The sequence below is a fragment of the Streptomyces rapamycinicus NRRL 5491 genome (genome assembly GCF_024298965.1).
Taxonomy (GTDB): Bacteria; Actinomycetota; Actinomycetes; order Streptomycetales; family Streptomycetaceae; genus Streptomyces; species Streptomyces rapamycinicus.
On the sequence record NZ_CP085193.1, the window covers coordinates 4,315,542 to 4,327,555 of the forward strand.

The 12,014-nt window shown below is 72.5% G+C and carries 10 protein-coding genes; 3 read left to right on the plus strand and 7 right to left on the minus strand.

What is annotated here, in order from left to right; all coding sequences use genetic code 11:
* Window positions 1-5: 5 nt before the first annotated feature.
* Genes LIV37_RS17510 through LIV37_RS51765 form a run of 3 tightly spaced genes read right to left on the minus strand, consistent with a single transcriptional unit; the run spans window position 6 to window position 4,224 of the window.
* Window positions 6-398, minus strand: a complete 393-nt coding sequence (locus LIV37_RS17510; RefSeq protein WP_020868455.1) for a DUF742 domain-containing protein — start codon at window positions 396-398, stop codon at window positions 6-8.
* A complete protein-coding gene (locus tag LIV37_RS17515) occupies window positions 395-886 on the minus strand; it encodes a roadblock/LC7 domain-containing protein (protein ID WP_121824831.1) in 492 nt (163 codons plus the stop codon). Before LIV37_RS17515 ends, LIV37_RS17510 begins: the two co-directional genes overlap by 4 nt.
* The gene (locus LIV37_RS51765) at window positions 883-4,224 is read right to left on the minus strand and encodes a nitrate- and nitrite sensing domain-containing protein (RefSeq protein ID WP_020868457.1); all 3,342 of its coding nucleotides are present in this window, start codon (window positions 4,222-4,224) and stop codon (window positions 883-885) included. Before LIV37_RS51765 ends, LIV37_RS17515 begins: the two co-directional genes overlap by 4 nt.
* A gap of 390 nt (window positions 4,225-4,614) precedes the next feature.
* Here LIV37_RS51765 and LIV37_RS17530 point away from each other — a divergent pair, with 390 nt between their 5' ends.
* Window positions 4,615-5,385 (plus strand): protein phosphatase 2C domain-containing protein, encoded by a 771-nt coding sequence (locus LIV37_RS17530; RefSeq protein WP_020868458.1) that lies wholly within the window; start codon window positions 4,615-4,617, stop codon window positions 5,383-5,385.
* A gap of 93 nt (window positions 5,386-5,478) precedes the next feature.
* Here LIV37_RS17530 and LIV37_RS17535 read toward each other — a convergent pair whose 3' ends face one another.
* Complete coding sequence (locus LIV37_RS17535) at window positions 5,479-6,009, minus strand: MarR family winged helix-turn-helix transcriptional regulator (RefSeq protein WP_121824830.1); 531 nt, start codon at window positions 6,007-6,009, stop codon at window positions 5,479-5,481.
* A 202-nt stretch (window positions 6,010-6,211) separates the two neighbouring features.
* On the opposite strand from LIV37_RS17535, the gene LIV37_RS17540 reads away from it, so the two are divergent.
* A complete protein-coding gene (locus tag LIV37_RS17540; protein WP_020868460.1) occupies window positions 6,212-7,060 on the plus strand; it encodes a lysozyme in 849 nt (282 codons plus the stop codon).
* A 181-nt stretch (window positions 7,061-7,241) separates the two neighbouring features.
* Entirely contained in the window at window positions 7,242-7,820 is a 579-nt protein-coding gene (locus LIV37_RS17545; RefSeq protein WP_020868461.1) for a TetR/AcrR family transcriptional regulator, read from the plus strand.
* A gap of 138 nt (window positions 7,821-7,958) precedes the next feature.
* Here LIV37_RS17545 and LIV37_RS17550 read toward each other — a convergent pair whose 3' ends face one another.
* From LIV37_RS17550 to LIV37_RS17560, 3 genes are all read right to left on the minus strand, one after another.
* A complete protein-coding gene (locus tag LIV37_RS17550) occupies window positions 7,959-8,510 on the minus strand; it encodes an NAD(P)H-dependent oxidoreductase (RefSeq protein ID WP_020868462.1) in 552 nt (183 codons plus the stop codon).
* 93 nt (window positions 8,511-8,603) lie between these two features.
* Window positions 8,604-11,024 carry an endopeptidase La gene (gene lon / locus LIV37_RS17555; protein ID WP_020868463.1) on the minus strand — a complete coding sequence of 807 codons (2,421 nt, stop codon included), beginning with the start codon at window positions 11,022-11,024 and terminating at the stop codon, window positions 8,604-8,606.
* 74 nt (window positions 11,025-11,098) lie between these two features.
* On the minus strand, window positions 11,099-11,998 hold the full coding sequence (locus LIV37_RS17560) for a rhomboid-like protein (RefSeq protein WP_243146218.1): 900 nt from the start codon (window positions 11,996-11,998) through the stop codon (window positions 11,099-11,101).
* Between the last annotated feature and the right edge of the window lie 16 nt (window positions 11,999-12,014).

Genomic DNA, 12,014 nt, shown 5'->3' on the forward strand with positions numbered 1-12,014 from the left:
TCGTCTCAGAGCCTGCGAAGTCCACTGAGCACCCTTTCGAGCAACGCGCGGTCCGGCTGGCCGGGGCCCCGCCCGGTGCCGTAGACGCGGATCTTTCCCTGGTCGGCCAGGTCACTGAGCAGGACGCGCACCACACCGAGTGGGATCTTGAGCATCGCGGAGACCTCCGCGACGGAGCGCATCCTGGCGCACAGTTCGATGATCGCCCGGATCTCCGGCAGCATCCGGGAGTTCAACCCGCTGGGGGCCAGGTCGAGCCGTCCGTCCGGAGACTCCAGCGCCGCGACGAAGGTCTCCACCAGCAGCACATGGCCGGAGCGGGTGCGGCCACCGGTGAGTGAGTACGGACGTACGCGAGCGGGTTTACGGGCGGGCCGGCCGGACCCGGCGGCCGTCACTGCGCGTGCTCCAGCGACCTGCGTAGTTCATTGCGCAGCTCGGGGGTGAGCACATGTCCGGCCCGGCCCACGAACAGCGCCATGTGATAGGCGACGACGGTCATGTCACAGTCGGGGGTGGCGTGCACCCCCAGCAGCGAACCGTCGCTGATCGACATGACGAACAGACTGCCCTCGTCCATCGCCACCATCGTCTGCTTGACACCGCCGGCGTCCATCAGCTTCGCCGCGCCGAGCGTGAGGCTGCCGAGCCCCGAGACGATCGTCGCGAGATCCGCGCTGGAGCCCTTGGGGCCGTCCTGCACCGACGGATCGGCCGCCGCGGCCGCGGCGTGGTGCCGTGTGTCGGAGGAGAGCAGCATCAGCCCGTCGGTCGAGACGACCACGACCGAACGGACGCCCGGCACCTCCTCGACCAGGTTTGCCAGCAACCAGTGCAGATTACGGGCCTCGCGACTCAACCCGTAGGTACTACTGGGCGCATTCACCCGCGTGCCTCCTCAACCGTGCCACCCTCGTTCTGCGCCCCCGTTTGTCCTGCTGGTCCCCCGTGCCCGCGCGCGGGCTCGCCGCGGGCGGCGAACTCGGCGGCGGCGTCGCGGTGTCCCTCGCGGGCACCGCGCTGGAAGCCACCGAGCCGGCGCCGCAGTTCCTCCGCGTTCACCGAGCCGGTCCGCTCCCGTGGATCGGGCTCCCGGAGCGCCACGTTCCGCGGTCGGCGCTTGGGAAGCCCCTTGTCGGTGCGCGCCGCCTCGTCGGCCGGGCGGGCGTGCTGGTCGGGGCCGATGGCGTACGGATCGGCGGACGGCTCACCGCCGCCTGCCCGCTCACCACCCTCCGCCGTCCTGCCGCCGGGCGACGGGGGGACGCTGCCTTCCGGGCCGTCGTACGACGCCCGGGCGCGGTCCGCCGGACCGCCGGTGGCCGGGCCCCAGGCGGCCGCGCCGACCGGGCGTATGCCGTGGCCGCCGAGGTACCACTCGCGGTCCGCGTGGCCGTCGGGGTCCGCGTGGCCGTCGCGGCCGTCGGCGTGCGCGCGGTCCGCGGCGTCCTCACGTACGTCGCGGACCTCACGGTCCTCACGACCCTCGCGGTCCTCGCGGCCTTCGGGATCCGTGCGGCCCGAGCGGCCACCGCGGTCCTCGGGGTCCCCCTGGCTCTCGCGCAGGCGTCGGAGCGTCAGCTCCATCGTCTGCTCGACGGCCGGGACCTCCGGCTCCTCGGGCTGAGGCGCCGGGGACTTGTCGTCCGCGCCGGACCCGGTGGTGTCCTGCCCGTCGGCCTGGGCCAACTTGGGGACGCGCTTGGGCAGGGCGGGCAGCGCACCGGTGGTTTCCTGGGCCGCCGGATGGCCGCGCGGCGGCGTGGGCTCCATGGGGTAGTCGCGGCCCGTCCCCCCGGTCCGCCCCCACTGCTCACCGGGGACGGCCCAGGGGGCGCTCGGCTCCGGTTCGGCGGCGGCGTCGGCGGGCTCGGGCTCAGGACGGGGCTCGTCCTCGGGCTCCGGCGGCCCGGCGGCCTGGGGCGCCGGGTCCGGCCCCGCGGACGGAGCGGACGGAGCCGACGGAGCCGACGGAGCCGACGGAGCCGACGGAGCCGACGGAACGAGCGGAGCGACCGGCGCGACAGTCTCGGCCGGCGGCTCGGCGTCGGCCCCCGCCACACCCTCTTGGTCGTGCGCGACCGAACGGGCCTGTCCCGGCAGGGCGTTGGAGTTCGCCTCGGCCTCCGAGCCCGGGAAGCCCAGGAAGGAGGACGGTCCGGTGGCGCCGAACGTCGCGCCCGCGCCCACCGGCGGGGCGGGCGGCAGCCCGGCGCCGGGCGGACCGGACGGGAGGATCTTCGTCGGGAGGACGACCACGGCCGCCACCCCGCCCGGCTGCTGCTCGCGCAGCTGTACGCGGATGCCGTGGCGCGCGGCCAGCCGGGTCACCACATACAGCCCGAGGCCCAGCGGGTCCTCCGGCTGGGGGCCCTGGCAGTACTCCGGCACGGGGTCGGCGAGCCGGTTGTTCAGCTCCACGAAGCGCTCGGGCGTCATGCCGATGCCCTCGTCCTGGACGGAGAGCATGACCTCGCCGGTCTCCAGCAGCCAGCCGGAGATCTGGACCGCCGCGTCCGGCGGAGAAAACGATGTCGCGTTCTCCAGGAGCTCGGCGATCAGGTGGCTGACGCTGTCCGCGGCGAACCCCGCGACCTGGGCATGCGGCGGCAGCGCCTGGATCTGCACCCGGTCGTACCGCTCGACCTCGCTGATCGAGGCGCGCAGCACATCCAGCAGCGGCACCGGCCCCGGATGGGTGGCCTTCTGCTCGGAGCCCGCGATGACCAGGAGGTTCTCGCCGTAACGGCGCATCCCGGTGGCCAGGTGGTCGAGCTGGAAGAGCGTCTCGAGCCGGTCGGGGTCCTGCTCCCGCTCCTCCAGGGACTCGATGATGGCGAGCTGGCGCTCGATCAGGCCCAGCGAGCGCAGCGCGAGGCTGACGAAGCTGCCGTGGACCCGGGCCCGCAGCCCCTCCAGCCGGGTGGTGACCGCGTCCCGCTCGGCGCGCAGCCCGTCCCGCTCGTCGGCCAGCCGCTGCCGCTCGCCGACGAGCCGGGTGCGCTCGCGCTCGAGCTCGGCGACCCGCTCGTACGTCTGCGCGGCCTTGGCGTGCAGTTCGTTGACGGCCCGTACGGCGTCCGCGAACTCGTCGTCGCGGCCCTTGAACTCGACCGGTTCCTCGGCCGCCGGATCGGCCGCGACCCGCCGGGCGCCGAGCCGCAGCGCGGCCAGCGGCCGGGTCATCGAGCGGGCGCTGTGCACTCCGGCACCGAGGGCGACCAGCAGGGCGGCGGCCACGATGCCGATGCGCAGCTCCAGGTCGGTGACCTCGTCGTCCCGCACCCGCGCGAGCTGGGCGGCCTCGGCGGAGGCCAGCGAGGACTGCGCGCCGCTCATCTGGTCGATCCGGGCGTTCAGGGCGGCCTCGACGCGGTCCTTCTGGAGGAAGAAGTCATTGCCCGCGAGGCGGCCCTGGTCGGTGAGCCGGGCGAGGTAGCGCTCGGCGGAGCCGACCTCGGTGCCGCTGACGGTGCGCTGGTAGGCCTCGCGCATGGCGGCCGGGGCCAGCTGTTCGAAGTCGTCGAGCGCCGACTGCTCGCGGAGGTTGGTCCGCTGCGCGGCCGAGACCAGCGTGGGCTGGCCGCCGCCCGCGTCGAGCGCGGCCAGCAGCAGTCCGCGGGTGGCGGACGCCTCCTCCACCGCGCGGCCGAGCGGGGCCAGCGCGGCGGTACCGCCGGACTCGGCGTCGGCCGGGAGCCGGCGGGCGAGGGTGTCGGTGATCCCGTTTAACGCCTGGACGGTGCGGGTGTAGGCGGTGAAGACGTCGATGGCCGAGCCCTTGCCGGTCAGCGACTCCTGGCGCAGCTCGGGGAGGGCGTCGAGGCGGCGCCGGACGGAGGCCGGGACGTCTCCGCGCGCCTCCCGGACCCGGCGGTCGACCCGGGCGCGCATCTCCTCGGAGACCCCGCCGCCGGAGGCGGAGGTGCGGCCGTCGGCGACATAGCGGGTCATGGCGTCGCGCTCGTCGGCGAGGGCGTGGGCGAGGGTCACCGTGGAGCGGTTGGTCTCCGCGAGGTCGACGAGGTGCTGGGCGTCGGTGGTGTCGTCGAGGGCGAGCAGGACGGCGGGGGTGCCGGCCCCGAGGACGGCTACGGAGACGAGGGCGACGGACGTGGTGAGCCGACGGCGGACGCGTACGGTGCGCCGTCGCGGCGCCGCCTCATCCTGGCGTGGCTCGCCTACCGCATCGCGCGTGGTGCCCCGAAGCCGCTTCTTCCGCACCGGTGCTCACAATCCATTCTCGCCCGACCGCTGACGTGGACCAGAGGTGACGACGGATCAACAATTGTGTTTCCCCACCTCTGGCAGGGATTCCGACCCTTTCAGGACGGGTCTGGGGCGGGTACGCATCACCCGCCCGGCCACCCGAACGAGTGAACCGTATTGCGTAGTTGACCACCAACTTTGGCTCGCGGCCATACCTTCCCACCACCTTGCGCGGATTGGTAAAGACCTCGGCGCCCTGACAAGATGCCCACCCGCAGCTTCCCAGAAGTGTCAATCCCACCCCAATCAGGCAGCGGAGAAACCGGCGATGGACTTGGTACGGACCAACGCCCGGTCCGACCCTCGGCGCCGTAGTGATCGACAGGGGTCCGGCAGACTGAGGGAATGCGCATCGAACTCGCGACCGCCCCCGGCGATCAGCAATATCCCAACGAGGACTACGCATCAGTAGCCCTCCCGGCCTCGGGGAGCGGCGGTGCGCTCGTGGTGCTGGACGGGGTGACCCCGCCCGAGGGAGGGGACGGATGCGTCCACAGCGTGGACTGGTTCACCGCACGGCTCGGCGGATCGCTGCTCGAACTGTCCGGTTCGCGACGGGATATGCCACTGACACAGTGCCTCTCCGAGGCGATCGCCCGGACCGCCGCCGCCCATAGTTCAACATGTGACCTTTCTCACCCCCTTACACCCCAGGCAACGGTCGTCGCGGCGCGCTGGGACACCGAGCGAATCGAGCATCTGGTGCTGTCCGACTCGGTGTTGCTCATCGAGCTGACCCATGACGGAGTGACCCCGGTCCTGGACGACCGCATCGACCGGCTGCGGGCCGAAGGCCGGCGGCTCGCCCCGCTGCGCAACGTGGCGGGGGGCTTCTTCACCGCCGCCGCCGACCCCGCCGTCTCCCGTAAGGCGGTCACCGGGGAGCTCCCGCGCGGCGAGGTGCGGGCGCTGGCGGCGCTCACCGACGGGGCGTCGCGCTGGGTGGAGAGGTTCCACGAGGGCGACTGGACCGAGTGCTTCGCGCTGCTGCGCAAGGAGGGCCCGCAGGCGCTGATCGACCGGGTGCGGGCGGCCGAGCACGCCGATCCGGACCGTACGGCCTTCCCCCGGGGCAAGACCCATGACGACGCGGCCGTGGTCTTCGTGGAGCCCTGACCGCGGGGGCCGCCCCACCAGGGGGGTAGCGCGGTTGCCACATCCGCGTCGCCGGATTCGCACGGGTCGCCGATCCTGACGGGTATGAGCGCCCTACTCCTGCGCCGCGCGCGCCGTCTGACCGCGGTCGTCGGCCTCCTGCTCCGCGTTCAACCGGTGCAGCAGCCTGGCGAGTTCGGCGACCTCGCTGCGCTCCCACCCGGCGAGGCGGCGGGCGTACCGCGCCCGCCGTGCGCCCCGCACGGCACTGAAGCGGCTGCGGCCCTCCTCGGTCAACTCCACCAGGAAGGCCCGGCCATCGGCCGGATCGGGCGTCCGCGTCACCAGTCCGAGCCCCTCGAGAGCCCTGAGCTGACGGCTCATCGTGGCCTTGCCGACGCCCACGAAGCCCGCGAGTTCGGTGGCGCGCTGCGGACCGGCGTCCTCCAGGCGCATCAGCAGTCCATAGGCGGCGGAATCCAGCTCCGGGTGGACCTCCCGGGCCAATTCCCCCGAAGCGGCACGGGCCCTGCGGAGGAAAACCGCCAATTCGCGCTCCAGAGCCAGGAATGCATGGTCCACACCAATGCCGCCCACCGTGCCCCCCTCACCCCGCGCAGGGGGCAACGCCCCGTTGTTGTGCACGTCAGAGCCCTCTCCGGGTTTTCACTTCGTGAAAGTTTCTACCACGCGCGGCTGTTACCGCAGCTCCACCAGTATTTCGCAGGATTAGACCAACGGCATCACACTCTCCCCCTTCCGTCGGCCTATCTACGCCCGTAGCGTCAACTCCTGACATGGTCATTCCAATCGGAGCTCCCCCCACCGAGGTTTCGGAGGCAACGCCATGCCTGTGCACAGACCTGGTTCGGTCCGACGCGCCCTCAGTGCGCTGATCGGCATTCTCGCCGCGGTCCTCGCCATGACCCTCGCACTGCCCGGTTCGGCGTTCGCCGCCCAGGTCCAGGGCGACAAGGCCATTCCCCATCCCGAGGACGACTGGGCGGGTTCCCAGATAGCCAAGCACGAGGGCGGATCCACGACCGATGAGGCGCCGACGGGGCTGCTCGCCACCGTCGAGGGCGTGGACGTCAGCAGCCACCAGGGCAATGTCAGCTGGTCGACGCTGTGGAGCAGCGGCGTCCGGTTCGCCTATGTCAAAGCGACCGAGGGCACCAGCTACACCAACCCGTACTTCGCCCAGCAGTACAACGGCTCGTACAACGTCGGCATGATCCGCGGCGCGTACCACTTCGCCCTGCCGAACAACTCGACCGGTGCCGCACAGGCCAACTACTTCGTCGACCACGGCGGTGGCTGGTCCAAGGACGGCAAGACCCTGCCGGGCGCGCTCGACATGGAGTACAACCCCTACGGCGCGACCTGCTACGGGCTGAGCGCCAGTGCGATGGTCAACTGGATCAAGTCCTTCAGCAGCGCCTACAAGTCGCGCACCGGCCGCGATCCGGTCATCTACACCTCCACCAGCTGGTGGAAGACCTGCACGGGCAACTCCGCCGCCTTCGGTGGCGTCAACCCGCTGTGGATTCCGCGCTACGGCTCGTCCGTCGGCGAGCTTCCGGCCGGCTGGGGCTTCCACACCATCTGGCAGTACACCTCCTCCGGCCCGACGGTCGGCGACCACAACAAGTTCAACGGCGCCATGGACCGGCTGCAGGCCCTCGCCAACGGCTGAGCCTCACGTCGCGTCACCCCCCACTCCCGGCGCGTCCGACCGCATGCGGCGCGTCCCGCCCTCCGGCATACGGACAGGTCTGTCTGTACGCTGGAGGGCGTCGGTCGTTCCACGGCCCCGGTCGCTCCACGGCCCCGGTCGCCTCCCACGGCCCCGTGTGTCCGCGTCAAGGAGCTTGATCATGAGCAGCGCCCGCCCCTCCGCCCATGAGCGGATCCTGTCCACCGCGACCGCGCTGTTCAACGCCCATGGGGTGCGCGGGGTCGGAGTGGACCGGATCATCGCCGAGTCGGGCGTGGCGAAGGCCACGCTCTACTCCCACTTCCGCGCCAAGGACGATCTGGTGCTGGCCTATCTGCACAGAGCGGACGAGCACTGGCGCCGGGCGCTGCGGGAGGCCGCGGAGGCGGCCGGCGCCGACCCCCGGGACCGGCTCATCGGCCTCTTCGACGCGCTGGACTCGGCGACCGAACGGGACGGCTTCCGCGGCTGCGCCTTCATCAGGACCGCGGGCGAGACCGAACCGGACACCGCCACCCACGCCGCGACCGCCGAGCACAAGCGCGCGGTGAGGGCCTGGCTGACCGAGCTGGCCCGGGCGGCCGGGGCCGCCGACCCCGAGCGGCTCGCCGTGCAGATCTCCGTCCTCGTGGACGGGGTGATGGCCGCGGCGGCGCTGGAGCCGAGGCCGGAATTCACGGAGGCCGCCCGGGACGCGGCGCGGGCGCTGGTCGCGCGGGCGTGCCCGGTGCGGGTGTAAGCACCCCCTGCGTACGCGGAACGCGGGCATGGCACCCCCTTGCGTACGCGGAAAGCGGGCATGGCACCCCTCGCGTACGCGAAAGGGCCCGGCCGCCAAGTGAGCGGCCGGGCCCTTCGCCGTCTCGCGCCCGGGTCGTCAGGCCGCGGTCAGCGCGCGCCGCCGCACCGCGCCGGAGGCCAGCAGCTCGCGATAGCGGTCCTGGAACGCGGCGAGTTCGGCGTCGCCGAGCCCATGGGTGCCGTGCACGATGAGCGGCTCCTCGTACGTCATCCCGGTGATGTTGGCGGTGGCGTCGAAGGGCTTGAGCAGATCGACGACCGAGTAGGGGTGGGCCCCGCCCGGCCGGTACTGCTCCTCGGTGCTGCCCGTCGAGGTGGCGATCAGCAGTGACTTGCCGCGCAGCGAGGTGCCGCCGCCGCCGTAGGCGAAACCGCGCAGGAACACCTCGTCCAGCCACTTCTTCAGCAGCGGCGGCGCCGAGTACCAGTAGAAGGGGAACTGGAGGACGATCCGGTCGTGCTCCAGCAGCAGCCGCTGTTCGCGCTCGACGTCGATCCGCAGATCGGGATAGCCGGCGTAGAGGTCGTGGAGCGTGACGTTCTCCACCGGCCGGGCCGCCTCGGCGAGGGCGGCGTTGACCCGGGATGCGGCGAGATCGGGGTGGGCGAGGACGAGCAGGGTGCGCACGGAGTCCCTCCGAGGACGGCAATACGGCCTACGAACAGACAGGTCTGTCTGGTTCACTGCCGAAGCTACCAGACAGACCTGTCTGTCTCAAGCTCAGGCCGCCGCCACCGGAATTTCGGGGGCCGCCGCCCGGGCGGGCTCGAGGGCCAGCTCCAGCACCCGGCGGACGTCGGAGACCGGGTGGACGTCGAGCTTGTCCAGGACCTCGGCGGGGACGTCGTCCAGGTCGGGCTCATTGCGCTTGGGAATGATCACGGTGGTCACCCCGGCCCGGTGCGCCGCCAGCAGCTTCTGCTTGACTCCGCCGATGGGCAGCACCCGCCCGGTCAGGGACACCTCGCCGGTCATCGCCACGTCCGGGCGCACCTGGCGGCCGGAGAGCAGCGAGGCCAGCGCGGTGGTCATGGTGACGCCCGCGCTCGGGCCGTCCTTGGGCACCGCGCCCGCCGGGACGTGGAGGTGGACGCCGCGCTCCTTCAGATCGCCGACCGGCAGTTCCAGCTCCGCGCCGTGCGAGCGCAGGAAGGAGAGCGCGATCTGGGCGGACTCCTTCATGACGTCGCCGAGCTGACCGGTGAGGCTCAGCCCCGCGCCGCCCGTCTCCGGGTCTGCCAGCGACGCCTCCACGAACAGCACGTCACCGCCCGCGCCGGTGACCGCGAGCCCGGTCGCCACGCCGGGGACCGCGGTGCGGCGCTCGGCCGGGTCCTGGGCGGACTCGGGGGTGTGGTGCGGCCGGCCGATCAGCGGGCGCAGCTCCGCCACGCCGACCGTGAAGGGAAGTTCGCGCTCGTCGAGCTCGTGCTGGGCCGCCACCTTGCGCAGCAGCCGGGCGATGGACCGCTCCAGGGTCCGTACGCCCGCCTCGCGGGTGTACTCGCCCGCAAGCTTGCGCAGCGCCTCGTCGGTCACCGTGACCTCGCCCGGCTCCAGACCGGCCCGCTCCAGCTGACGGGACAGCAGGTGGTCCCGGGCGATGGTGACCTTCTCGTCCTCGGTGTAGCCGTCCAGGCGCACCAGCTCCATCCGGTCCAGCAGCGCCTCCGGGATGGCCTCCAGCACGTTGGCGGTGGCGAGGAAGACCACGTCGCTCAGGTCGAGTTCGACCTCCAGGTAGTGGTCGCGGAAGGTGTGGTTCTGCGCCGGGTCCAGGACCTCCAGCAGGGCCGCGGCCGGGTCGCCGCGGAAGTCGGAGCCCACCTTGTCGATCTCGTCCAGGAGGACGACGGGGTTCATCGAGCCCGCCTCCTTGATGGCCCGGACGACCCGGCCGGGCAGCGCGCCCACGTAGGTGCGCCGGTGGCCGCGGATCTCCGCCTCGTCGCGGACGCCGCCGAGCGCGACCCGGACGAACTTCCGCCCCATCGCGCGGGCGACGCTCTCGCCCAGGCTGGTCTTGCCGACGCCGGGCGGGCCCACGAGGGCGAGCACCGCGCCGCCGCGGCGGCCGCCGACGACGCCGAGGCCCCGGTCGGCGCGGCGCTTGCGCACCGCCAGGTACTCGGTGATCCGCTCCTTGACGTCCTCCAGGCCCGCGTGGTCGGCGTCGAGCACGGCCTTGGCGCCCTGGATGTCGTACGCGTCCTCGGTGCGCTCGTTCCAGGGCAGCTCCAGGACGGTGTCCAGCCAGGTGCGGATCCAGCTGCCCTCGGGGCTCTGGTCGCTGGACCGCTCCAGCTTGTCGACCTCCTTGAGGGCCGCCTCGCGGACCTTGTCCGGCAGATCGGCGGCCTCCACGCGGGCGCGGTAGTCGTCGGACTCGTCCTCGGGGTCGCCATTGAGGTCGGCGAGCTCCTTACGGACGGCTTCGAGCTGACGCCGCAGCAGGAATTCGCGCTGCTGCTTGTCGACGCCCTCCTGGACGTCCTTGGCGATCGACTCGGCCACGTCCTGCTCGGCGATGTGGTCGCTCAGCCAGGTGACGGCCAGCTTCAGCCGGGCCACCGGGTCGGTGGTCTCCAGCAGTTCGACGCGCTGGGCCACGGACAGGAAGGGCGAGTAGCCGGAGTTGTCGGCGAGCTGCGAGACATCGTCGATCTGCTGCACCCGGTCCACGACCTGCCAGGCGCCGCGCTTGCGCAGCCAGCTGGTGGCCAGCGCCTTGTACTCCTTGATCAATTCGGTGACGGCACCGGGCAGGGGGTCGGGCACGATCTCCTCGACCGTGGTCCCCTCCACCCACAGGGCCGCCCCGGGTCCGGTGGTCCCGGCCCCGATGCGGACGCGGCGCACCCCGCGGATCAGCGCGCCGGGGTCTCCGTCGGAGAGCCGGCCCACCTGCTCGACGGTGCCGAGCGTGCCGATACCGGCGTAGGTGCCGTCGACGCGGGGCACCAGCAGCACCTTCGGCTTACCGCCTCCGCTCCCACTGGAGCGGGCGGCGGCCTGGGCGGCCTCCACCGCGGCGCGTACCTCGGTATCGGAAAGGTCCAGCGGCACCACCATGCCGGGGAGCACCACCTCGTCCTCAAGAGGCAGTACGGGCAGGGTGAGCGGTGTCGACAGCGAAGCCATGATCTCCCCTTCGGCAGGCAAGTTGAGTCACAAGGACTCAATAAGTCAATGCCCACTCAATGCACGGAGGGGGCTCAGGTGTTCCCGGACGCCCGTTCGCTGTGAGCGAAGCCGGGCGAGGCATCGTCGTCTCGCCGTGACCGCCCGTGCCACCTGGTGTTTCGCCGGACGTACGGCCAGGAGACGACGCCGAGCAGCAGGGCGAAGGCATGGCCCCAGCCGGTGAGCGGATCGAAGTCGACGAGGATCCCGGCGGCGAGCGCGAGGCCGACTCCGCCCAGCAGCGCCCACCGGCGCCCGGGCGACAGCAGCCCGGCGAGCGCGGCGGCGCAGGCGATCAGCCCGTAGCTCACCCCGTAGTCGAGGCGGCGCAGCGAGCTGTCCGGGAGATGCCCGGCGGCCACCGAGACGGCCACCGGGACCTCGGTGAGCAGCGTCGCCAGCACATGTCCGAGCAGGAACACCCCGGCCGTGCGCACCGCGCCGAGCCGCCGCTCCAGCGCGCCGAGCACCAGGGGGAAGGCGACCAGATACGGCGAGGTGAGCCCGCCCACCGCCCACAACGCGCTGACCAGCAGCGTCAGCAGCGGTCGCTGGGAGAGGTGGGACACATCGGTACTGGAGCCCGCGAGCAGATCGCGCACGGTGCCGGGGTCGCCGAGACGGGCGTAGAGCCCGGTGCCGAGCAGGACGAGCGTGTAGCCGAGGGTGAACGGCACGGTGCGCAGCGCACGCGGCAGCGAACGCGCCACCGCAGCCGTGCGGCGCGAGCGGGCCCGCCCGGCCCCCGGCACCCGAGGCGTACTGGCCCCGGCGGCCGCGGGCCAGCCGCGGCCCGCCGCCCGCCGGGCATCGGCCGGGCGGGCGCATGGACCGGCAGCGGCGACGACCCGGAGGCCGTCCGGATCACCGCCGTCCGCCGCCCGCGCACCAGGAACGTCCGGCGTATCCGTCCCTCTTACCGATGTCGTCAACGCCCGCGCCCCTTTC